This window comes from Psychrobacter sp. CAM01 (assembly GCF_032842965.1).
Taxonomy (GTDB): domain Bacteria; phylum Pseudomonadota; class Gammaproteobacteria; order Pseudomonadales; family Moraxellaceae; genus Psychrobacter; species Psychrobacter celer.
The window spans coordinates 23,081-45,698 of record NZ_JAWJBL010000009.1 but is presented as its reverse complement, the minus strand read 5'-3'; the positions used below and the strand labels follow the sequence as shown (position 1 = coordinate 45,698).

General features: G+C 47.9%; 18 protein-coding genes. 5 read left to right on the top strand and 13 right to left on the bottom strand.

What is annotated here, in order from left to right; translation table 11 throughout:
- Positions 1-98 precede the first annotated feature (98 nt).
- Together rpsB and tsf are read left to right on the top strand one after the other, a co-directional pair.
- On the top strand, positions 99-878 hold the full coding sequence (rpsB, locus tag R0I52_RS07525; RefSeq protein WP_100748923.1) for a 30S ribosomal protein S2: 780 nt from the start codon (positions 99-101) through the stop codon (positions 876-878).
- A gap of 429 nt (positions 879-1,307) precedes the next feature.
- Positions 1,308-2,189 (top strand): translation elongation factor Ts, encoded by an 882-nt coding sequence (gene tsf, locus R0I52_RS07520; protein ID WP_317053820.1) that lies wholly within the window; start codon positions 1,308-1,310, stop codon positions 2,187-2,189.
- Positions 2,190-2,322: 133 nt separating this feature from the next.
- Here tsf and R0I52_RS07515 read toward each other — a convergent pair whose 3' ends face one another.
- The 4 genes from R0I52_RS07515 to hflX all read right to left on the bottom strand — a co-directional run bounded on the left by R0I52_RS07515 (position 2,323) and on the right by hflX (position 6,749).
- Positions 2,323-3,150: a lytic transglycosylase domain-containing protein gene (locus R0I52_RS07515; protein WP_317053819.1), complete on the bottom strand. Its 828-nt coding sequence runs from the start codon at positions 3,148-3,150 to the stop codon at positions 2,323-2,325.
- 427 nt (positions 3,151-3,577) lie between these two features.
- A complete protein-coding gene (locus R0I52_RS07510) occupies positions 3,578-4,267 on the bottom strand; it encodes an LrgB family protein (RefSeq protein WP_317053818.1) in 690 nt (229 codons plus the stop codon).
- 13 nt (positions 4,268-4,280) lie between these two features.
- Complete coding sequence (locus R0I52_RS07505; protein WP_317053817.1) at positions 4,281-4,751, bottom strand: CidA/LrgA family protein; 471 nt, start codon at positions 4,749-4,751, stop codon at positions 4,281-4,283.
- A gap of 555 nt (positions 4,752-5,306) precedes the next feature.
- Entirely contained in the window at positions 5,307-6,749 is a 1,443-nt protein-coding gene (hflX, locus tag R0I52_RS07500; protein WP_100748925.1) for a ribosome rescue GTPase HflX, read from the bottom strand.
- Between the two features lie 347 nt (positions 6,750-7,096).
- On the opposite strand from hflX, the gene R0I52_RS07495 reads away from it, so the two are divergent.
- On the top strand, positions 7,097-7,897 hold the full coding sequence (locus R0I52_RS07495) for a lysophospholipid acyltransferase family protein (RefSeq protein WP_100748926.1): 801 nt from the start codon (positions 7,097-7,099) through the stop codon (positions 7,895-7,897).
- A 121-nt stretch (positions 7,898-8,018) separates the two neighbouring features.
- On the opposite strand, the gene R0I52_RS07490 is transcribed toward R0I52_RS07495, so the two are convergent.
- Together R0I52_RS07490 and fkpB are read right to left on the bottom strand one after the other, a co-directional pair.
- Entirely contained in the window at positions 8,019-9,059 is a 1,041-nt protein-coding gene (locus R0I52_RS07490) for an NADP(H)-dependent aldo-keto reductase (protein ID WP_317053816.1), read from the bottom strand.
- Positions 9,060-9,122: 63 nt separating this feature from the next.
- Positions 9,123-9,620, bottom strand: a complete 498-nt coding sequence (gene fkpB / locus R0I52_RS07485; protein ID WP_075102068.1) for an FKBP-type peptidyl-prolyl cis-trans isomerase — start codon at positions 9,618-9,620, stop codon at positions 9,123-9,125.
- A gap of 125 nt (positions 9,621-9,745) precedes the next feature.
- Between fkpB and R0I52_RS07480 the strand changes: the two genes are divergently transcribed.
- Positions 9,746-10,429 carry a DUF1294 domain-containing protein gene (locus tag R0I52_RS07480; RefSeq protein WP_317053815.1) on the top strand — a complete coding sequence of 228 codons (684 nt, stop codon included), beginning with the start codon at positions 9,746-9,748 and terminating at the stop codon, positions 10,427-10,429.
- Here R0I52_RS07480 and R0I52_RS07475 read toward each other — a convergent pair.
- The 6 genes from R0I52_RS07475 to R0I52_RS07450 form a co-directional block, all read right to left on the bottom strand.
- Positions 10,426-11,067, bottom strand: coding sequence for an O-acetyl-ADP-ribose deacetylase (locus R0I52_RS07475; protein ID WP_317053814.1), 642 nt, complete (start codon positions 11,065-11,067; stop codon positions 10,426-10,428). The genes R0I52_RS07480 and R0I52_RS07475 overlap by 4 nt on opposite strands.
- Positions 11,068-11,356: 289 nt before the next feature.
- Complete coding sequence (lspA, locus tag R0I52_RS07470) at positions 11,357-11,995, bottom strand: signal peptidase II (RefSeq protein ID WP_317053813.1); 639 nt, start codon at positions 11,993-11,995, stop codon at positions 11,357-11,359.
- Entirely contained in the window at positions 11,988-14,849 is a 2,862-nt protein-coding gene (gene ileS / locus R0I52_RS07465) for an isoleucine--tRNA ligase (protein WP_317053812.1), read from the bottom strand. The genes lspA and ileS overlap by 8 nt, the downstream gene beginning before the upstream one ends.
- A 406-nt stretch (positions 14,850-15,255) precedes the next feature.
- Positions 15,256-15,807, bottom strand: a complete 552-nt coding sequence (locus tag R0I52_RS07460; RefSeq protein ID WP_317053811.1) for a protein disulfide oxidoreductase — start codon at positions 15,805-15,807, stop codon at positions 15,256-15,258.
- A 251-nt stretch (positions 15,808-16,058) separates the two neighbouring features.
- The gene (locus tag R0I52_RS07455; protein WP_317053810.1) at positions 16,059-17,696 is read right to left on the bottom strand and encodes a bifunctional GNAT family N-acetyltransferase/carbon-nitrogen hydrolase family protein; all 1,638 of its coding nucleotides are present in this window, start codon (positions 17,694-17,696) and stop codon (positions 16,059-16,061) included.
- A 676-nt stretch (positions 17,697-18,372) separates the two neighbouring features.
- Positions 18,373-19,815: an FAD-binding oxidoreductase gene (locus tag R0I52_RS07450; RefSeq protein WP_317053809.1), complete on the bottom strand. Its 1,443-nt coding sequence runs from the start codon at positions 19,813-19,815 to the stop codon at positions 18,373-18,375.
- Positions 19,816-20,134: 319 nt separating this feature from the next.
- Here R0I52_RS07450 and serA point away from each other — a divergent pair, with 319 nt between their 5' ends.
- On the top strand, positions 20,135-21,361 hold the full coding sequence (gene serA / locus R0I52_RS07445) for a phosphoglycerate dehydrogenase (protein WP_100748933.1): 1,227 nt from the start codon (positions 20,135-20,137) through the stop codon (positions 21,359-21,361).
- A 118-nt stretch (positions 21,362-21,479) separates the two neighbouring features.
- Here serA and R0I52_RS07440 read toward each other — a convergent pair whose 3' ends face one another.
- A complete protein-coding gene (locus tag R0I52_RS07440) occupies positions 21,480-22,562 on the bottom strand; it encodes a rhodanese-related sulfurtransferase (RefSeq protein WP_317053808.1) in 1,083 nt (360 codons plus the stop codon).
- Positions 22,563-22,618: the final 56 nt, after the last annotated feature.

The following is a 22,618-nucleotide window of genomic DNA, read 5'->3' as shown; positions in this document are numbered from 1 at the left end:
GTGCCATGATTATAGGCACGACCCACAGGCAGATGCGTGTTGCTAGATAGGCAGTTTTTGTGATGTGGAGGCATAACCCAACCAACAGGATATTTCACATGGCTACAAACAACCCAACCAAAATCGAAATGCGCGACTTACTACAAGCCGGCGCTCACTTTGGTCACCAAACACGTTTTTGGAACCCAAAAATGGGTCCTTATATCTTTGGTGCACGTAACAAAATCCATATCATCAACCTAGAGCACACCGTAAAAGCGTTCAACGAAGCGTTGACTTACGTAAACGGCCTAGCTGCCAAGAAAAACAAAGTATTGTTTGTTGGTACCAAACGTGCCGCTAGCGGTATTATCCGTGAGCAAGCCCAGCGCGCTGGCATGCCATACGTCGACCATCGCTGGTTGGGTGGTATGTTGACCAACTGGAAAACACTACGTCAGTCAATCAGCCGTCTAAAAGAGCTTGAGAAGCAATCAGAAGACGGTACTTTTGCTAAGTTGACCAAACGTGAAGCGCTTGAGCGTACTCGCGATATGGAAAAACTTGAGCGCTCACTTGGCGGTATCAAAGACATGGGTGGCCTACCTGACGCTATCTTTGTAGTAGACGTAGATCACGAAGCGATCGCTATCAAAGAAGCCAAAAACCTTGGTATCCCAGTAATCGGTATCGTAGATACCAACTCTAGCCCAGACAACGTTGACTACATCATCCCAGCTAACGATGATGCTATCCGCGCTGTGACTCTATACGTCACGTCTATGGCTGATGCGATCATCGCTGGTAAAGAGTACGCACAGACTCAAGCGGGCGGCAAAGCTGAGCAAGCACCTGCCGAAGAAGCCAATGCAGAAGAAGCAGCAACGCCAGCTGAATAATTCGCTGCATTAAAAGTGTTACTTTGTAAGGATGTCTTGATAGCACCGCTAGCAGCATCCATATAAAGTCATTAATGATTAAGCTCGTAGTAGGCATGATGCAGTTTTACTCGTCATGCCTTGTTGTTAAATAATAGCGCTGAAACTATGGCTATTACATAACGTGATGAAATGATGGCTGTCAAATGCCTTCAATCAATAACTGCTATTACATAAAATATATTAAATACATGCTGATGACATGCTCGTCATCTATCATAAACTGGCCAAACGAGTATTATCGTTTATTCCAGTGGGTAGAGTCGCTGGATGTCATGATTTATTTCTATTAATAAGCAGATAATACGAGCGTTTTTCTTAAGTCATCAGCAGCCTTGAGAAAAATAGGCATTAAGCCCTCCTATACATAACTATACTAAGGTGACTCTTATGACAGAAGTAAAAGTATCTGCCAAAATGGTAAAAGAATTGCGCGACCGTACTGGTCTTGGCATGATGGAATGTAAAAAAGCCCTACAAGAAGCCAATGGTGATGTTGAAGTTGCCATCGATAACTTGCGTAAGTCTGGTCAAGCAAAAGCGGCCAAAAAAGCAGGTAACATCGCAGCTGACGGCGCTATCATCATTGCTCAAGGCGACAACAAAGCGTTTTTGTTAGAAGTAAACTGCCAAACTGACTTTGTGGCAAAAGACGCCAACTTTACTGCTTTTGCAGAAAAAGTAGCCAACATCGCGCTAGAAAATAACGTCACAGACGTTGCTGCTATCTCTGAGCTACCATATGGCGATGGCCAAACCGTCGAAGAAGCACGCGTGGCTTTGGTACAAAAAATCGGCGAAAACATTCAGGTTCGCCGTGTAGAAACTCTAGAAGGTGCCAACCTAGCATCATATCGCCACGGTCTACGTATCGGTGTTGTGGTATCGTATGAAGGCGGCAGCGAAGAGACTGGCAAAAACCTAGCGATGCATATCGCGGCGTTCAACCCTGTAGCGGTCGATGACGAAAGCGTTGATGCTGATGTATTGGCTCGCGAAAAAGACATCATCGAAGCCAAAGCCAAAGAGTCTGGCAAGCCTGACAACATCGTTGAAAAAATGATCGAAGGTGGCCTACGTAAGTACCTAGACGAAGTAACTCTACTACGTCAGCCATACGTCATGGACAACGACAAAAAAGTTGGCGATGTCTTAAAAGCGGAAGGCGTAAAAATACTAAGCTTCAAACGTCTAGAAGTGGGTGAAGGTATCGAGAAAAAGCAAGAAGACTTCGCAGCTGAAGTTGCAGCGGCTCAAGCGGCTAGCAAATAATATCCAAGTCATATCTCTGTGCACTTGCACTGATGAGGACGGTTAAGCCATTGGTTTTGCCGTCAGACACAAAAAAGCCCGTTATCGAATAACGGGCTTTTTTGTGTCTGAGCTTGACCCCTTTATGGACTTACTAGCGTAAGGCCTCGTAGGCAGACTTGATATAACTTGGGCTATTGCTATTACTGCTCGTGCCATAGCTGACGTTTTGTAGCCCATTGTTTGTACTACTCATATTGACTTGATTGCTGGCATTGATACTGGCGCCAGACAGACCGGCGTCATTTTTGTATAAGCTATGATAGCGGCTCATCACTCTTTTGACATAGTTGCGCGTCTCTTTAAAAGGCGGGATGCCGCCGTATTTATCGACATTGCCCTCGCCTGCGTTATAGCCTGCCACAGCATGTTCGACATTATTATTAAAACGGCGCATCAACCAGGCGATGTATTTGGCTGAGCCTTCGATGTTGTCGGCAGGGTTCCAAGGATTGCCCACATTAAATCGCCGTGCGGTAGCAGGCATCAGCTGCATCAGCCCTTGAGCCCCGACTGGTGAGCGAGCATTTGGATTAAAAGCCGACTCAGTATGCATCATGGCTTTCATCAAGGCAGGATCGACGCCATGACGTGCCGCGGACGCGCGAATATAGCTATCATAGGCGTTGCGACCGGCACTACTACTTGCCGGACTGCTGCCATAGCCATTGCTGCTGCCGTCATACATCTTAGAGTCTTTATAATAAGTGACTTTGACTTTTTTGGTGAACTTATCAAAGTTGCCACTGGGGCTAACGTTGGTCAAGAGCACCTGACCGCCTTGGTCTTTGTAGATATACATATTGCCCGCATGAGCACTCACACTCAGGCTTGAGATAGTAAGGATACTGGCAATGCCAGTGATGGCATCTAATAAAAACGGAGACAAACAGCGAGTCTTGATGGTAGTCGTATTTATCATAGAGATATCACTTTTTATCGAGTAGTCGCAAATGACTGTCGCTGATGAGTCGGCCAGCCCGTAGAGGCAAGTGCTTATTTTATCTGCCGTGTTTTGTCGCCAGCTTCCTAGCAACAACCCTGACCTATTCATGTTTTGTTAAAATCATTTGCAATAGATACAAAAAATAATAGTGGTTTACTATAACATATAATAAATTTTTGACGCATAGGATTGTCAAAATAATACGCAAAAGTGAGCATTATTTTGTAAATAATACGAAATAAATCAATAAGCTATCATTTGCAGTGCATGCATGTCAGTGCCAGCTCGGCTGCCGTAAGGGCTTATGGTGGTAGTAAGCGGCTATGATAAGAGTGTAGGAGCGGTGGGATAAGAGCGGCTAATGCTTTGAGCTTGTCTTAATCGACGAGAGGTCAGGGAGTAGCTATAACGTAACGGCACTAATGAATATCGGTACCCAAATCGCGGTGACCAGACCATTGACTGCCAGTCCAAAGGCTGCATAGCGTCCGGCGGTATGACTGATCTGCCACGCTTCGACTGTACCAAAAGCGTGAGCGGCCAAGCCAAGTGCTAAGCCTTTGGCACGGTCATCATCGACACGGCGAAATAAAAAGCGCGCCAAAGTACCCCCAACGATACCCGAGACAATGATAATAAGGTTGGCCATCGCCAGCGGCGCTTTGATCAAATCCGCCACACTAAGACCGATAGGGGTGGTCACTGAGCGGGTAGCAAATGCCAGTATCGTCTCGTGACTGAGTGACAGTAGATAGGCTAGCGACATCGGTAGCAAAGCTCCGACCACGCTTGCAATCATGACGATAAAGGTGAGTTTTTTGACAGGTAGGCCTTTAAAGTTCATGGCGGCGAGTGGTACTGCCAATAAAACCGTGACGTATCCTAAGAGATGGTCAAACACAGGCTTTGCGACGCTATAGTAGTGGTTGTAGTCCCACTGCAGCACAAACAAAAACAGCAAAACCAGCGCTAAGGCCGTGATAACCATCGGTAGCCACGATAGCTTACGCGCTAAGATACGGGCAATGACGTGGGCGACCAAGGTCAATAATATCGCCGCAAGGGTTGCTGTCAATACGCTATCAAAAGTCATAAGTCTGCCTTGTTCATTCAGCTGAGCGCTGCCCGTGTTGCTTGCTGGTGCTGCCGGTGTTATCAGCTTGCGAGTCACTATCGGACTCAGTGTCAGTATCTTGATTGAGCCAGCGATTGGCCAGCAATGCTAATCCCCAAAGCGGTATCAAGGTGCTGATAAGCATCGTCAGCATCACGCCCCACAGCTCGTCTCCTAAGGCAAATAACAATAAACCTGCACCAGCAGAAACGGGCAAAAAAGCAAAGCCGCTATCAACCAATAACGTATTGCTGGCTTGAGTGAGCCAGCTAGGCAGGCCTTTTAGCAAACGCCACGCCATCAATACCACAAACATCACCACCAAACCGACGATATTGGCCGCTTTTTCGATACCCGCCCATTGACAGACCAGCACCGCTGTTTCACGGACAAAAATAACCATCGCTAATGTTAATATCAGCGCCAGCCATAGCGGTAGGTTGGAGGAGTGAGTGGACTTCATAAGCAGTTTTGGCCAAATCGGAGATGGGTAGGCGCAGCGATAACGGTTGGCGCATGGCTATGGCAGCTGCACCCTTATAAGCACACTTTATCGTTATGGTATTTTGTATATGGCATATCGTATAGGCGATTATATAGAGAATCACGTAACTAATAAAGCCTATCGTCGTGACTAAATAAAAGAGAGGTAAGATAAAGAGATACACTGCATACATTCGCTAGACTGGTACAAACTTTTTTGCGTGCTGTGCTTGCGCCGACAGATGCTACGAAAAATTTACTTCAGTCTCGCTATATCCTTTTTTTTATTGACCTGACTATAGGTATAACCGCCCTAGTATCATCGCGCTATTCTGTCTTATGGTCTTAGGGAGATCGTATTAGGGGAGATGATATTGTGAAAAACGGTTTTAGGAAAGATGGCTTTGAGAGAGACGGCTTTAAGAGAAGCAATAAAAAACAGACGATATCAGCGATACCGTCTGTGTGTAGGGCTTTGTCTGTAGGCAGAGCAAAGCGGTTTGCAAATAAAAGCTGAGCCGCCTGCTCTTATAAGTTATGAGTCAGGCAGGCTGCTTTTTTGAGGCGAGGACGGTGCTGTGTTTGTCTCAAACTCATCAAAGGCTTTTTCTTCGGCCGCAGTCAAGGTAGGCTCTATGTTTTCATCTGGCTTTTCAAACTCCTCAAGCGTCGGCATCAGTAGCGTCGCTTGCGCCAGTGGTAGGACATCTACAGGATCGAGATTGGCTTGTCCAAGCAGCTGTTTGAGCCGCTCGCTTGGCAGGCGAATGGTTAGGCACTCGTGGCCTGTGTCATCATAGCTTTCTTCTAAGATGACGCCTAGCTCATACAAGGTGTTTTTAAATTGACCCGCGCCATAAGGCAATGTCAAATCAAAGGTGGTCAGTGCGCCAGTGAGCAGCTGCTGTACGGCAAGCGACAGCGCTTCTATTCCGAGGTTTTCTTTTGATGAGACGTAGACGCGGTTTGGCTGGCCTTCGCTGGCATAACCGATATGAGCAGGCTCGCCTGTGATATCGATTTTGTTGTACACATTGAGCACGGGCACGTCGTTATCAATTTCGGCCAAGACATTTTTTACCGCTTCGATTTGCTCGTGCATGTCTTCGCTAGAGGAGTCGATGACGTGTAGTAGCAAGTCCGCCTCTAGCGTCTCTTCTAGTGTCGCGTGAAACGACTCGACCAGCTCGTGCGGCAAATGACGCACAAAACCGACAGTATCGACCAGTACCACACGTCCCACGCCTTGCCAGTCGAGGCGACGTAGCGTTGGGTCTAGAGTGGCAAACAGCTGGTCGGCGGCATAGATATTTTCGTCAACCAAGCGGTTAAACAGTGTCGATTTACCAGCGTTGGTATAGCCGACTAGCGAGATGGTTGGCACGTCAGATTTTTGTCGACGGGCGCGGCCTTGTGCGCGGGTTTGCCGTACTTTTTCGAGTTTGTTTTTGAGCTGATTGACTCGCGTTTGTAGTAAGCGGCGATCGGTCTCAAGCTGGGTCTCACCCGGCCCGCGCAGACCGATACCGCCTTTTTGCCGCTCCAAATGCGTCCAGCCACGTACCAGCCGTGTCGATAAATGGTTGAGCTGCGCCAGCTCCACTTGTAGCTTGCCCTCATAAGTGCGGGCACGCTGAGCAAAAATATCCAAAATCAGTCCGGTGCGATCCAGTACGCGGCATTTGACCACCGACTCGATATTACGCTCCTGCGAGGGCGATAAGCTGTGATTAAAAAGAACGATATCGGCGTCGTGCTCACGCACTAGCGCTGCAATCTCTTCTGCTTTGCCGCTACCCACAAAAAACTTGGCATCAGGCTTTAAACGTGAGCCTGTCACCAATGCCAAACGATCGGCGCCTGCTGAGTCTGCCAATAGCTCAAACTCGCTAAGATCGTCAGGGTCTTGGATTTGACGAATGTCTAAATGTACAATGATGGCACGCTCGCCACCTTCATGTCTTTCAAAATAATCCAAAAAATATCACCTATTTAATAAAGTAAATAAATCGCTACCATTTGTCTGTCAACTATCGAGGCGGCGTTCATATGACCTTCTATATGTGGTCTTATCTGTTGATATTAAAGCGTAACGACACAATTAGCGATAGATTTATGTTACACAGGTTTTTGTTTCCTAGCGCGAAGAGCGGCTGGTAAGTTAGCGCGTTTATAAACGGCTTTATTGCGCGTTTGTATAAAACTTTGTATAAAACTAGGCACTGACTCAGTGAACAGGCTATCACTGAGTTGCCTAACTTTGCTATACTTAGCTCGTTTTTTTTTGTTGATATAAACAGCAGTTATTTAATCATGAGGGCGAAGATGAGCCAAGCTAAGTCAAACTTTTCACTCAGACAACAGCTGGGACGCGGCAAGCAAATCGCTGGTATGACCACAACGATGGTCGGCGGATTGCGGGCCGCTCAGCGTCTTGGTGCCTTTAAGCAGCCGCCACGCGAAAAGCTACCCCGTTATATTCAGGCGTTTTGTCGTAAGATGGCAGGCTCTTTTGGTGTCAAAGTCATCGAGGTCGAGCCAGTACAGCAGCATCATGGCCTGTGGGTGTCCAATCATGTGTCATGGATGGATATTCCTGTCGTGGGAACGGTAAGCCCCGCGTTTTTCTTATCCAAGGCGGAGATTGGTGAATGGCCTGTGTTTGGCAAGTTGGCGCATGCTGCCGGCACGCTCTTTATTGAGCGCGGCTCCGGTGATGCAGGCTCAGTGGCCACGCAGATTGCTGAGTTTTTGACCAAAGGGTTTTCGGTTATCTTTTTCCCTGAGGCGACCACCACCGATGGAAAAAAGGTCAAGCGTATTCACGGTACCCTGCTACAAGCTGCGATAGACGCAGATGTCCCTGTACGACCGATTCTTATCGCTTATGTCGACAAAGACGGAGCGCTCAGTGAGGCATTGCCGTATTATGGCAAGATTACTATGAAAGAGAGCCTAAAAAAGGTACTAGATAGTAAGGATGTGACGGCCTATGTGCTGCCATTAGAGCCGATAGACCCTAAAGGCTATAGCAAAAGCGAGCTGACCGACTTGCTGCAAAGAAAAATGCAAGAAGGACTGGCCGATCTGCATGCGCGGGTACTGAGTGTGCCACCTAGTCAATAATCAGTTGAGCTGTACAGTCAAATGAAAAGTCGCTGAATAAAAAAAGGCGCCAATCGCAGCAATATTACCGCGATTGGCGCTTTTTTTAGTGCTTTGTCAATGACACATTGGGCGCAGCCTATTAAGGTGACGGATTGGGCTGGCGCGTGTGCACCGCTTCAATGGCGTCCAATACATCATCAGTGAGCGTCAGATCAATGCTATCGATATTGGATTTTAACTGCGCAAGTGTGGTCGCGCCAATGATGTTGCTGGTGACAAACGGGCGTGAATTGACAAAGGCCAGCGCCATCTGCGCCATATCCAAGCCAGCATCGGCCGCTATTTTGGCATACTCAGCGGTGGCGGCAATGGCCTGCTCATTGATATAACGGCTAAAGCGATCATACATGGTCAGGCGCGCGCCAGCTGGGCGTTTGCCGTCCAAGTACTTACCTGATAGTACGCCAAACCCAAGCGGCGAGTAGGCAAGCAAGCCAACGTTTTCACGGTGGGCAATCTCCGCCATGCCGACCTCATAAAGACGGTTGAGGAGGCTATACGGGTTTTGCACCGTCAGCGGCGCGATTAGGCCGTTTTTGTCCGCTTCCCACAGATAGCGCATCAGTCCCCACGCGGTATCATTCGACAACCCATAAGCACGAATGCGGCCTTTTTTAATCTCATTATTCAGTGCTTGAATGGTCTCCAAAAATGGCGTTAGGCCTTCTAAAGACTGCGCTGCCATATCGGCATCATAACCGCGCTGCCCAAAAAAGTTGGCTTGTCGCTCAGGCCAATGCAGCTGGTAAATATCGATATAATCGGTTTGTAGACGCTCAAGGTTGCTATCGATGGCGCTGCTGATTTGCTCAGCATTAAAGCGCGTTTTACCATCACGCAAAAAGCTCATGGGTGACATTTTACTGGCCAAAATGACCTTGTCACGCTGCTGGGTCTTGGCAAACCAAGTACCGATATAACGCTCGGTATCGCCTTGCTTGTCTTTATCTGGTGGTGATGGATACATCTCTGCCGTATCCCAAAAGTTGACGCCTTCGCTCAGTGCCATATCCATCTGGGCGTGTGCCTCCGCCTCAGTGTTTTGCTGCGCCCATGTCATGGTGCCCAGACAGATTTTAGAAACCTGTTCATCGAGTTGCGGCAACGTTGTATATTGCATGTCAGTCTCCTTGTGGACTTTGATTTTAGGGTTGAGCATTGAGTATTGAGCGTTGTCAGGGCATTACATGATTTGGATGCCAGTCACCCCAGGCGGGGTTACTTTAAAGACTTTGACCTTAAACAATACCGATTGGCCGGCCAGCGGATGGTTAAAGTCGACCTCAATCTCGTCCTCATTAATCGCGCTAATAATACCGGGTAAGGTGTTTTTGCCTTTATCCTCAAACTCAACCATCATGCCGACTTCTGGATGATCGGCGATAAGAGCAAACTGCGGACGGCTAAAGTGCTGGACGTTGTCAGGGTTCCATTCACCAAATGCCTGCTCTGGCTCAAGGTGAGCTGTGCGCGTGTCGCCTGCGCGTAGATTCATAAGTACTTGCTCAAACCCTGGCAACAAGCTTTCATCGCCGACCGTCAGCGTCACTGGTGCCTCACGGCCAAAGGTCGAGTCAATCACCGTGCCGTTTTCTAATGAAACTTCAAAGTGTAGGCTAACAAGGCTACCAAAAGTGATGCGCGTGTCTTCGTTGGGGTTAATAAATTGTGATTCAGTCATAATCAAAAGCCAGTTGTCATAAATATAATAAAGAAATGATAAGTCATTTTGCTGGGTGTGTAAGCGCAAATAGTGTAACGCAAATGGTGTAATATATCTGCCATATCTATAAATAGGGCAGGATTATGGCAACTCAACCACCCAGCAAACAACAGGGGCGCGTGCATAAATGGCAAGATGACAAAGGCTTTGGCTTTATCGAAACGTCAAGCGGGGTATCGCTGTTTTTTCACATTAGTGAGTTTAGAGCGCAGCGCCGCCCTGAGGTTGGTGAGGCGGTGGTCTTTGATGTCGGACAAGATAGCCAAGGCCGCCTGCAAGCCAGACAAGTCCAAGAGCTGAGCTTTGTCCAACAAAAAATGGCAGAAAAAAACCGCCAAATCCGTCAGCGTAATCGCAAACGTAATGCCCAAGCAGAGTTTGCAGCAAGGCAAAAGAAACGCTTGTTCCTTGGTATTGGTTTTTATGGGGTTTTAATTTTATTGGCGGCAACTCAAGAGCTCAGCTGGCTGGTGGTTGCATGGTACGCTGTGCTAGGCATCGTCACTTATCTCACCTATGCCAAAGACAAAGCTGCTGCTCAAAATGGCGATTGGCGCACGCCTGAGTCGACGCTGCATCTGCTAAGCGCGCTTGGCGGCTGGGTCGGCGCATTGGTAGCACAGACGTATTTGCGCCACAAATCACAAAAGCCTGAGTTTCGTATCGTTTATTATTTAACGGTTATTATCAACTTAGCAGGATTGCTCTTTGTCATCATGGGCGGCGAACTAGCGCTTTTAAGCGAATTGGGTAAAGCGTTGAATTAAATCTGCGCCAGTATTTGCTCATAAACGGCGGCATCTGAGGCAGAAAAACAGCAAAAAATCACGTCGTGAATGGAAAAATCAGCCATTTGTTCTAAGCCGTTTTGCACATATGCTGTGACTGTATCGATTGCAACCTTAGCTGCCTTATCAATAGGGTAGCCGTAGACGCCGGTACTAATAGAAGGGAAGGCAATACTGCTAAGTCCTTGTTGCGCTGCCAAATCTAAAGACTTTTGATAACAGCTGGCCAGTAGTGCTTGCTCATTACTACGACCGCCATGCCAGATAGGGCCTACCGTATGAATCACATACTGACAGGGCAAATCAAATGCTGGGCTGATTTTGGCATCACCAGTTTGGCAGCCATTTAATGTACGGCAATACTCAAGCAGCTTAGGTCCTGCTGCTCGATGAATCGCACCATCGACACCGCCGCCACCGAGCAAGCTTTTATTAGCCGCATTGACAATGGCATCGACATGCAACGTGGTGATATCCGTCTGTAACACTGATAAGGTCACGCTGTGAGTACCACTATTGTTACCATTATGGTCATTAGATACTGACAGCTGCTTTTGAGCAATAGGCGTTGTTTTGCTATTTGTCATTTGATTGTTCGTCACTTGATTATTAGGCATGGCTGCATCCTTTTTATAGTGAGCGTATGATACTTTAGCGATAAATATCAATAGTTTCAATCTACAAACACACAAAAAAATAGGCCACCACCTGGTAGCCTATTGATAACCCCTATTGTTTTTAGGATGTGTCCTCACTCTAGTCGATAGTCATCTAGATGCGTGAAAAATAGCTGACTAATATTTTGATACTATCTGCGCTATTTTCGTTGTTTAATTACAACATTTGGCGGCCATTTATCTCACTTTTATCACCATTTCTAAAATGAGAGCACGCCCTAATATTATATTATTTAGGGCTGCGTTTACCTTCCAAAAACAGCATGTCGATGACGATGAACACGACGCCGATACAAATAGCAATATCGGCAATATTAAAAATCGGATAATGCCACACATCAGCATAATGCACATGAATAAAGTCAATCACATGGCCATGTAGCAAGCGATCAATCAGGTTGCCAATAGCACCGCCAAGCACCAGCGCCAGGCCTGTCGATAGCAGCTTGGCTTGCCGTGGCGCTTTGATTAGATAGCCGATCAAAAACAGCGACATCACCAGCGCCAGTCCCGCAAAAAACCACTTTTGCCAGCCGCCTGCATCGGCCAAAAAGCTAAACGCGGCGCCATAGTTGTAAGCCAGTGTCCAGTTGAGAAACGGCTCTAACACTGGTACAGGCTCAAGAAAATTGAGCGTGGTCTCAGCCAGCCATTTGCTCCACTGGTCGATGATGATCACCACCAGCGATAACGCATACCACATAAAGGCGCGACTGCCATTGGCGACCATCTTAGGTGTCTTAGTCAGGCGGCCTCTAGGCGTCGATGAGCTGCCAGTGGTTGCATGCGCAGGCTTGGGCGAGCCGTCGGCCTCAACCTGCGGCGGCTTGTGAGGTGAGTCTGACCGGTTAGGCGCAGAATTAGGCATAGTGGCGCACCTCGCCTGTACCGATCACGTTGGTCACGCAGCGCGCGCATAGCTCAGGATGGGCGCTATCGACGCCGATGTCATCACGGATATGCCAGCAGCGTACGCACTTGGTACCTGTGGCTGCACTCACTTTGACCTGCAAGTCGCTTGACTCCTCGGCATGGCTCTCTGCTGGTACTGAGCCAGTATCTGTGCTCTGAGCAGGGGCTTCGCTCATTGGCTGCAGGGTCGCGCTACTGGTAATCAAGACAAAACGTAGCTCTTCGCCAAGCTTGGCCAAGCTCTCTTGCATCGCGCCGCTGGCATAAAGATCGACGCCCGCTGATAAGTTGGCATTGATGATTTTTTCGCCGCGCGCTGTTTCGATATGTTTGTTGACGATGTCTTTGGCCTGCATGATGCGCTGCCAGTCGTCGCTTGTGATGGCGCTTAGCTCAAACGCTGGGAAGGTGTACCATTCTTGGGTAAACACATAACCTGCGTCTTGTCCGTTTTTGCCTTCTAGTACTTCCCACGCTTCTTGGGCCGTAAAGGACAAGATAGGTGTGATCCAGCGAATCAGCGCATGAGCGATATGATAAATCGCCGTCTGGGCAGAACGGCGCGGCTGTCCATCGGTCTGAGTGGTGTACTGGCGATCTTTGATGATATCTAAATAAAAGCTGCCCAAGTCTTGCGAGCAAAACGCGGTGACGTGCTGGGTGACTTGGTGAAAGTCCATCGCATCATAAGCGCTAATGATTTGTGCTTGCACGGTTTGCGCGCGCTCAATGATGAATTTATCAAGGCTGACCAGCTTATCCATCGCCACGCTGTTGGTCGCTGGATCAAAGTCATCAGTATTGGCAAGCAAAAAGCGCAAGGTGTTACGGATACGGCGATACATGTCGATCGCGCCCTTAAACACGGTCTTACCCGCGCTCATCTCATAACGATAATCACTCGAGGCGATCCATAAGCGCAGCATGTCCGCGCCCGTTTTATTGATCTCGTCTTGCGGGGTGATGATGTTGCCAAGCGACTTACTCATCTTGCGGCCGTTTTCATCTACCACAAAACCATGAGTCAATACTTGCTTAAATGGTGGACGCTCGTACATCGCCTCTGAGGTCAGCAAGGAAGTCTGGAACCAGCCGCGATGCTGATCTGAGCCTTCTAAATACATATCCGCTGGATTGGTCAGCTCATCGCGCTGCTCAAGTACAGCAAAATGCGTGGTCCCTGAGTCAAACCATACGTCTAGCGTGTCGGTCGCTTTGTCATAGTCAGCAGCCTCATCGCCCAAAAAGTCCTCACAGCTGGCATCAAACCATGCTTCCACGCCGCCATCAGCGATTTTTTGTGCCGCCGCTTCCATCAGCTCCAGCGTATTTGGATGCAGCTCGCCTGTTTCTTTATGCGTAAAGAAAGTAATTGGCACGCCCCAAGTACGCTGACGAGAGATACACCAGTCAGGACGGTCAGTCATCATCGCCTCGATGCGGTTTTGTCCCCAAGCTGGCGTCCATTTGACCGTTGGAATATCAGTAAGCGCTCGCTCGCGTAAGCCTTTAGCTTCCATATTGATAAACCACTGCGGGGTGGCGCGGAAGATAATTGGCGACTTGTGACGCCAGCAATGCGGGTAACTGTGCTCGATTTTGGTATGGCTGACGAGGTGGCCGTTGTCGTGCAAGGTGGCGATGATTTTTGGGTTGGCTTTATAGATATGCTCACCGGCAAATACCGCGGCGCTGTCTAAATACACACCCGTACCGCCCACAGGGTTTTCTACAGGTAGATTGTATTTTAGGCCGACGATATAATCGTCAAGACCATGACCCGGCGCGGTATGGACGAGGCCTGTACCGCTATCGGTGGTGACGTGATCGCCTAGGATAAGCGGCACTTGACGCCCTTCAATCAGTGGGTGCTGGGCCTGCAGACCTTCAAGCTTGCGTCCTGATACGGTCGCCAAGATACCCTTGTGGTCAAGCTTTAGCTCGGTCAGCGCGGTTTCGACCAAATCTGTCGCCAATAAAAAATGGCCTTTGTCCGTTGCCACCACGCTATAGTCGTGCTCAGGATGCACGGCAATGGCTTGGTTGGCAGGCAGCGTCCATGGCGTCGTCGTCCAAATGATGGCAGCAATACCGCCGTCGATGCCATTTAGCGCTTCTACCTTGTCGGTATCCACTACATCAAAGCTGACGTAAATGGCGTCAGAGACTTTGTCTTGGTATTCTACTTCGGCTTCGGCAAGGGCAGAGCTACAGTCCAAGCACCAGTTCACAGGCTTCATGCCGCGGGTTACGTGACCATTGTCATAGATTTTCGCAAGTGCACGGACGATATTGGCTTCCTGCGCAAAGTTCATGGTGAGATAGGGGTTGTCCCAATCACCAAACACGCCCAGACGTTTAAAGTCGGCTTTTTGTAGCTCAATCTGTGTGCTGGCATACTCGCGGCACAGACCACGAAACTCAGTGGCCGAGACTTTTTGACCGACTTTGCCGACCTTGGCTTCGACTTTTTGTTCGATAGGTAGGCCATGACAATCCCAACCAGGAACATAAGGCGCATCAAACCCCGACAGCGTTTTTGACTTAACGATGATGTCTTTTAAAACTTTATTGACCGCATGACCTAAGTGAATTTGACCGTTGGCATAAGGAGGGCCATCATGCAAAATATACTTTGGCGCACCTGTGCGCGCCTGACGAATTTTGCCATAGACATCATCGGCTTCCCACGCCGCTAGCCAGTCAGGCTCGCGTTTGGCGAGGTTTGCACGCATGGCAAACGGGGTGTCGGCGAGGTTTAATGTATCTTTATAATCGTGGCTTGGGGTGTCGGTGCTTTTGTCAGTCATAGAAGGTATCTTATAAAATGATGGTTAGAAATGGGAAAAAGAGCCGAGTACATGCTGATCTAAAATAGCGTGCGAATGTTACGTGAACGCTACGCTTACTGTGTCACTATTAATACTGGTATTTGGTTGCGGCGCTAGTTAGTCATATAGCGGCTTCCAACTACAATCACTTTATGTCGTCACAAGCAGATAAAAGCGTCTGCCTACATCATAAATACTAATGAGATGATTGCAATACCATATAGCGATATCAAAATAGTAAGAAAAGTGGCGATAATAATGACAGCTATTATATGACAAAACCAGTGGGGTAAAAAGAGCTGGCCGGTATCGTCCTGCTTTTAGCCAAAAACAATAGTTTATACCATCAAACCAAGGCTAAAAAATAAGGCTAAAAAAACAAGAACTAAAAAATTGATGACAGCCATAAGCGTAATTTTAGTGACCACAATGGCTGAATGCCCGTTAGGCCTTGCGCCATCTCACCATCTTTTAAGATGACATAAGAGGGCGTCACTTGCCCTTGCCAGTCAGCAAATATCTCGCCTTCTTGATCATTGATGGTGGTAAAGCGGTAGTTGTGTTCGGTAAGGTAGCTATGCAGCGTTTGATCAGAGCCTGATTGAATCGCAATGGTCACCACCGGGTAGTCATTGGTCGCCGCGAGCGTGTCTATGGTCGGCGAGGTCACACGGCAAACTGGGCACCACGTCCCCCAAAAGTACACCAGCGCGGGCTTATCGGTGCTTAGCGCCGCCAAGTCGATACTTTGTCCTTGATAATCGGTGAGTTGCAATTGCGGGTTGGCAGGCATGACTGGCTGCCGCCACCAATTGATCGCGGTATAAATGATGGCAAACATCAAGCCATATATCAGTATCGTCTTGATAAGCGACAGTGCTTTTTGCTGTGGCGTCTTTTTAGGCTTTGCCGCTGTGGTATCAGTATCAGTTGTCATAAGGGCTGCTTTTTATGCTTATTATGGTATCAAAAAGTGTCTGGTCGCTGTTTGTTATCACGTGTGCTAGGCTGTGTCCTCATTTTAATCACTATTTTTAGAATGAGGACATGCTCTGGATAAAAATAAACGGCTGAATGCTCAGCCGTATGATTCCTAAATGCTTTAAAATACTAATTCTTTAGAGCACTTTCAAAATATCGTCCATCGCTATTGCTGTATCGATTTTATGTCGGAGTGACGATAAGCGCTTAAGGTTTTTGTGCGCGGTCTTGTAGTGGGTCACCGGTCAGCACGCTGCCTGAGTTTTCTCGACGCTCGCTTGTGCTGAGCTGACTGGCTGGTACTTTCGACTTTCTCTTCCATTTTAGGCTAAACAAGTCATCGCGGCGGTCAAGTAAGTTATGTACCGAGCCTTCGTTACGGACGTGGATTAGCTTGTCCAAATCTAAGTCAGAGAAAAAAACCATCTCAGTGTTTGCGGTGGTTTCTGCCATAATTGCGTCATGAGGGAAGGCAAAATCTGATGGCGAAAAGATGGACGACTGGGCGTACTGAATATCTAAGCTCTCAACCTGCGGCAAGTTGCCAACAGAGCCACAAATCATCACGTAGCATTCGTTTTCGATGGCACGCGCCTGCGCACAGTGGCGTACGCGCAGGTAGCCGTTTTGGGTGTCCGTCCAAAATGGAACAAACAAAATATCCATGTCATCTAGTGCCATCAAACGGGCAAGCTCTGGGAACTCGATATCATAACAAACCAAGATGCCGATACGTCCAGCATCCGTATCAAATACTTTTACCTCATCGCCGCCCTCAATCACCCAAGCGCTACGCTCGTGGGGGGTGATATGAATTTTGCGCTGCTCCTCAACGGTGCCATCACGGCGACATAAGTAACTGACGTTATAGAGGGTATCGTTTTCATCGAGTAGCGGCATAGAGCCGGTAATGACGTTGACGTTATAGCTGACGGCTAAATGCGAGATTTCATTCTTAAACCATTCGGTATAATCTGCCAAAAAGCGAATGGCAACGTTTTGATCCGTCGACTCACAAAGCCCCATAAGTGGTGCATTAAAAAACTCAGGCAGGCAAGCAAAGTCAGAGTTGTAGTCGGCCATGATATCGACAAAAAACTCCACTTGCTGTAGTAGCTCTTCAGGCGAGTCAACTTCACGCATCTGCCACTGAATACCGCCGATACGCACCTCTGACTTGCGGGTGCTGGGCTTGTATTCTTGTGGTTCATAATAGATATTGGCCCACTCAAGTAGCGTAGCAAAGCCCTTGGACTGGGCATCATCTGGTAGGTACGCGGTCAAAATACGCTTGACGATAAAGCCATTGGACAGCTGAAATGATAGCGCAGAGTCGTGAATCTCACGAGACTCGACAGCATCGATATACTCGCCAGGGGTCAGGTCTTGGTGGTTGTGATAATTGGGAATACGGCCACCGGCCAAAATCGCGCGAAAGTTAAGCTGACGGCATAGCTCTTTGCGCGCATCATACAGCCGGCGTCCGAGGCGATACCCGCGATACTCAGGATCGATAAGCGCATCCAACCCGTAGATAGCGTCGCCCTTAGGATTGTCTTTTATAATCTCTCTATGACCGATAAGATCGTCATAAGTATGCGGGTTAGAAAACTTGGCATAGTCGACGCGCATCGACAGCACGATGCCGATCAGCTGATCATGGTCAAACAGCGCAATCTGCCCTTCAGGAAAGGCGTCTATGAGCGTATGAATGGTGTTTTTTGACCACGCGCCGCCTAGGTTGGCGTAGACGCGATCCATCAAGGCTTTTAACTGGGGGTAGTCTTTTTTCTTAATCTCGGCAATCGTCAAATGAAAGTCGTCTGTTTTTTCAATCTTGCTCATAAGGTTCCTATCTGCTGTTTTTATAAAAACTTTTCGTGTAACAAAAGCAATAAAAATATTTCCATATAGAGAATATTGTCGTTACAATCGTTTATTGCCATGTTTACAATGGGTTAGAATGATATAGTCCATCTGATATAAAAATGATATAACGCTTCATTGAGCGATTTAATGGCCATGTGTCTGATTTATGTGGATTCGATTATACTCTCTCATCTACCCTGCTGAATTGCCAGTAGTGCTGTAGATATCGCGGTGCGTTTTTTATCGCCATAAAGGCTATGTTACTGGTTATCATAGCAAGTCATATGGGCAATGACAGTCTAACGTGGTAACTATTTGCTACGTTTTTGTGAGCCGGTCTTGATAGCCCACCCCATATCAAAGCCGCTGGTATTACTTATAATGCGCTGGGCAATATGGTGCGTCATATCGCCGCCCAGCTCAGGCTTTTCTTGCTGGTGCAGGGGACGTTAAATGTGCTATTAATAGTTGGTATATCGCTACTGTATTTATGAGTCCCATGAGAGTCTGATGACATAGATGACATAAACGCACCGTACAAAAGTGCCGCTAATATTGAAAGATTAGCGGCACTTTTTATCGGCGTGCTGTGGCATAACGTGCTGCAAAGGCTGCAAGCCATATCATTAAGCTAGCATCGCTTTGTCAGCCTTCACACATCAAACACCTTACCTCGATTCATAATATTATTGGGGTCAAACACCTTCTTAATCTCACGTAAATACGCAATCTCAGTCTCACTGCGGCTATAGTGTAGATACGGTTTTTTCGTCATACCCACCCCATGCTCTGCAGACACCGAGCCGCCGTATTTTTGTACCGTCTCAAACACGTATTTATTGACAATTTGACACTCACTAAAGAAATCATCTTTGCTCATGTTTTCAGGCTTTAGAATATTAAGATGCAAATTGCCATCGCCGATATGACCAAACCAGCACACCTCAAAGTCTGGATAGTTGCTGGCGACGATATGATCAATCTCAGCGATAAACTCCGGTACATAGCTGATGAGTACTGACACATCGTTCTTATAAGGGGTAAAGACTGAGATAGTCTCAGAGATATACTCACGCAGCTTCCACAGCTCTGCCGCTTGCGCAAGACTTTGGCTCATGACGCCATCAACGACCCAGCCCTCACTCATACAATGCTCAAAGATGGCCATGGCCTTATCCATGATAGGCTCATAGGGCGCTTCAAACTCGAGTAAGGTATAAAACTTGGTACGAGACTCAAAGGGCTCTTGTACTTGACCGTGCGCCATCAGCTTATCAACTGCCACGTCATCAAAGAATTCAAAGGCGGTCAGATCAATCTGCGCTTGAAAGGCGGATAACACATTCATGACATCATTAAAGCTGTCCATGCCCAGTACCATGACGTTTAAGTCTTGCGGCTGACGCTCAAGCTTGATTTGAACATGGGTGACAAAACCTAGGGTGCCTTCACTACCGATAAACAGCTGACGCAAGTCATAGCCGGTGGCGTTTTTTATCATGCCGCGGTTGAGCTGCAAGATATCCCCTTTACCAGTGACGACGGTGAGCCCCATGATCCATTGACGGGTCATGCCATAGCGGATGACCTTGATGCCGCCGGCGTTAGTGCCGATATTGCCCCCGATTTGACTGGAGCCTGCTGAGGCAAAGTCGACAGGGTAGTATAGGTCTTTTGACTCTGCGAACTGTTGCAGCTGTTCGGTGATGACGCCGGCTTCAATCTCGACCATACGATCGGCAGGATAAAAGGTGCCGATTTGATTCATTTTGTCCATGCTGACGACGATTTCGCCATTGGCGGCAACGGCACCTGCCGACAGACCGGTACGGCCACCACTGGGGGTGAGGACGATGTTGTGCTCATTGGCAAGCAGGACGATGGCTTGTACTTGTTCGGTGGTCTTTGGAAAGACGATGGCAGAGGCGGCTGGGGCGAAGTGTTTGGTCCAGTCTTTGCCCCAATACTCAAGGCTTTCTGGGTCAGTTTTGATTTGGGCTGGGTCAAACTGATGGCTTGCAAGCAAACAGTCTAAAAGGCTTTGGACGGCGGCGGTACTAGGGTTAGACGGGCTTTGGCTAGATAAAGAAGTCATGGTCAACTCTCGGTATAAACGGTAAGTACTATGCATAAAGGGGATTATTATATCGCTAAATGGATATAACGCGGCAGTTATAAGTATGTTTATATAAGGGGCGGTCGCCCTCAAAAAAACAGTTCAACCCAGTTTGGCAGCGTGTCGCTACCACAGTTTACTATAGCATAAATAGTTTTCAGGCTAGATAATCAATAATTCATCTAATCTGCTAACATCGAGACGGAATTTTGTGTAAGATATCTGGACTGTTTTCGTTTCACCCATCATAGATTATCGAGCAGATAATCTTATAAGACAATCATAGGACAGTTCTCATATGGCGTTATCATTAGAAAAAGACAAAATTCGTTTTTTATTGCTTGAAGGTCTGCACGACAATGCCCTAAAAGTATTAAAAGACGCGGGCTACCACAACATCGAAAATATCAGTCACGCCTTAGATCAAGATGAGCTGATCGAAAAAATCAAAGATGCGCATTTTATCGGTATTCGCTCGCGTACGCAGCTGACACGTGAAGTGCTGGAGCATGCGCACAAGCTCATCGGTATCGGCTGTTTTTGTATCGGTACCAACCAAGTCGATCTAGACGCGGCTCGCGACCTAGGTATCCCCGTCTTTAACGCGCCATACTCGAACACCCGCTCGGTGGCTGAGCTGGTATTGGCAGAAGCCATCATGCTATATCGCGGCATTCCAGAAAAAAACGCCACCGTTCATCGTGGCGGCTGGGGTAAGTCTGCTACCAACTCGCATGAAGTACGCGGCAAAACCATCGGTATCGTCGGTTATGGCTCTATCGGCTCACAGTTGTCTGTACTGGCCGAAAGCTTTGGTATGAAAGTCATCTATCATGATGTCGTGACCAAATTGCCACTGGGCAACGCCGTACAAGTGGGTAGCCTAGAAGAGCTGCTATCGACCGCTGATATCGTCACCTTGCATGTGCCTGACGTCCCAAGCACCCGCTACATGATGGGCGCTGAGCAGTTTGCACACATGAAAGACGGCAGCTACTTTATCAACGCCGCTCGTGGTACTTGCGTAGAGATTGATGATTTGGCGGCCGCGCTTGAGTCTGGTAAGCTTTTGGGCGCTGCGGTTGACGTGTTTCCAAAAGAGCCAAAATCAGCGGACGAAGAGTTTGAATCGCCACTACGTAAGTTTGACAATGTGATTTTGACACCGCATATCGGTGGCTCAACCCAAGAAGCACAGGCCAATATCGGTCTTGAAGTGGCTGATAAGTTTGTCAGATACTCAGATCAAGGTGATACGGCGACGGCGGTGAACTTCCCAGAGGTTTCTATACCGTTTAAAGAAGGCTCACATCGTCTGCTACATATCCATAAAAACGTGCCAGGCGTACTGTCACAGATCAACCGTCTGTTCGCCGAGGCGCATATCAACATCTTGGCGCAGAGCCTGATGACAGAAGGCGACGTTGGCTATCTCGTGATGGATGTGGATTATAACGATTCAACCGCCGCGCTTGATCAACTAAAAGACGTTGAAGAAACCATTCGCGTGCGTATCTTGTTCTAACATTAACTGTGATCGTTTGATGTTAAACTGATACAAAAAAAGAGATGCGCTATGAATAGGGCATCTCTTTTTTATGTCTAATCGTTTAACATTTAAAGCAGGGTATGTTGTCAACCGATTAGGCTTTGGCTTTATTGGCCGCTTCTGCTTGGCGACGTGCTTCAATTTTAGCCGCTTTACGCTTTTCGATGATGTCCATCACATCGCTACCGATATGCGCTTCACCACGTTTTTTGGCCAGCTGCATTTGATGCTCGCGCTCACGGAATCGAGCCTTTTGTTCCTCAGTCGCTTTGTCGATACAATGCGGGCACGACTCACCTTTGATATAGGCAGCGCTTTGCATGTCCTCGGCTGTAATCGGCATACGACAAGCAAAGCACTGCTCGTAGTTGCCTTTTTCTAAGTTGTGATTGACCGACACACGGTTGTCAAAGACAAAGCAGTCGCCTTGCCACATAGAGTCACTGGCAGGGATTTCTTCTAGATATTTTAAGATACCGCCTTCTAAATGATAGACTTCCTCAAAGCCTTGCTCGCGCATATAGGCCGTGGACTTCTCACAGCGAATACCGCCGGTACAAAACATCGCCACTTTTTTGTGTTTGGTTGGATCGAGTTCTTTTGCCACATATTCTGGAAACTCACGGAAGGTTTCGGTGTGTGGGTTGACGGCGTTTTGAAAGGTGCCAATCTGTACTTCGTAGTCGTTGCGGGTGTCGATTAGGAGCACGTCAGGATCAGAGATCAGCGCATTCCATTCGCTCGGCTTGACGTAGCGGCCGACAGATTGCAGTGGATCGATATCTTCTACGCCCATGGTGACGATTTCTTTTTTGAGCTTGACCTTGGTACGATAAAAAGGCTGGACGTCGGTATAAGACTCTTTAAACTCAAAACGACCAATCGCTTCGATGCTACGCAAATAATCAAGGACCGTATCGATGCCTTGGCGGCTACCAGAAATCGTACCGTTGATGCCTTCATTGGCCAGCAATAAAGTGCCTTTGACGTCATTGTCCAGCATGGTGTTTAAAATCGGCTCACGGTACTGCGCAAAATCAGCAAAGCGGGTAAATTTATAAAGTGCAGCGACGACGATATTATTGGTGACGCTATCGTAGGCTGGTGCGGCGTTGTTTTCAGCTGCCGTACTGCTTTGGGTGTTGTTTTGGGTATGGCTGTCTTGAGTGGTACTCATAATGGTCTCCTGCTGGCTGAGTCGTAAACCCAGTGCAATATTAAAAAAGGTAGATA

Bases quoted from the DNA above. Each gene is read 5' to 3' on its own strand.
- R0I52_RS07510 (WP_317053818.1), bottom strand. From the start codon at position 4,267: ATGACTTTTGATAGCGTATTGACAGCAACCCTTGCGGCGATATTATTG.
- R0I52_RS07450 (WP_317053809.1), bottom strand. From the start codon at position 19,815: ATGACTTCTTTATCTAGCCAAAGCCCGTCTAACCCTAGTACCGCCGCC.
- fkpB (WP_075102068.1), bottom strand. From the start codon at position 9,620: ATGACTGAATCACAATTTATTAACCCCAACGAAGACACGCGCATCACT.
- R0I52_RS07440 (WP_317053808.1), bottom strand. From the start codon at position 22,562: ATGAGTACCACTCAAGACAGCCATACCCAAAACAACACCCAAAGCAGT.
- R0I52_RS07490 (WP_317053816.1), bottom strand. From the start codon at position 9,059: ATGCAATATACAACGTTGCCGCAACTCGATGAACAGGTTTCTAAAATC.
- R0I52_RS07455 (WP_317053810.1), bottom strand. From the start codon at position 17,696: ATGAGCAAGATTGAAAAAACAGACGACTTTCATTTGACGATTGCCGAG.
- serA (WP_100748933.1), top strand. From the start codon at position 20,135: ATGGCGTTATCATTAGAAAAAGACAAAATTCGTTTTTTATTGCTTGAA.
- tsf (WP_317053820.1), top strand. From the start codon at position 1,308: ATGACAGAAGTAAAAGTATCTGCCAAAATGGTAAAAGAATTGCGCGAC.
- R0I52_RS07505 (WP_317053817.1), bottom strand. From the start codon at position 4,751: ATGAAGTCCACTCACTCCTCCAACCTACCGCTATGGCTGGCGCTGATA.
- R0I52_RS07475 (WP_317053814.1), bottom strand. From the start codon at position 11,067: ATGCCTAATAATCAAGTGACGAACAATCAAATGACAAATAGCAAAACA.
- R0I52_RS07460 (WP_317053811.1), bottom strand. From the start codon at position 15,807: ATGACAACTGATACTGATACCACAGCGGCAAAGCCTAAAAAGACGCCA.
- rpsB (WP_100748923.1), top strand. From the start codon at position 99: ATGGCTACAAACAACCCAACCAAAATCGAAATGCGCGACTTACTACAA.
- R0I52_RS07480 (WP_317053815.1), top strand. From the start codon at position 9,746: ATGGCAACTCAACCACCCAGCAAACAACAGGGGCGCGTGCATAAATGG.
- R0I52_RS07515 (WP_317053819.1), bottom strand. From the start codon at position 3,150: ATGATAAATACGACTACCATCAAGACTCGCTGTTTGTCTCCGTTTTTA.
- lspA (WP_317053813.1), bottom strand. From the start codon at position 11,995: ATGCCTAATTCTGCGCCTAACCGGTCAGACTCACCTCACAAGCCGCCG.
- ileS (WP_317053812.1), bottom strand. From the start codon at position 14,849: ATGACTGACAAAAGCACCGACACCCCAAGCCACGATTATAAAGATACA.
- R0I52_RS07495 (WP_100748926.1), top strand. From the start codon at position 7,097: ATGAGCCAAGCTAAGTCAAACTTTTCACTCAGACAACAGCTGGGACGC.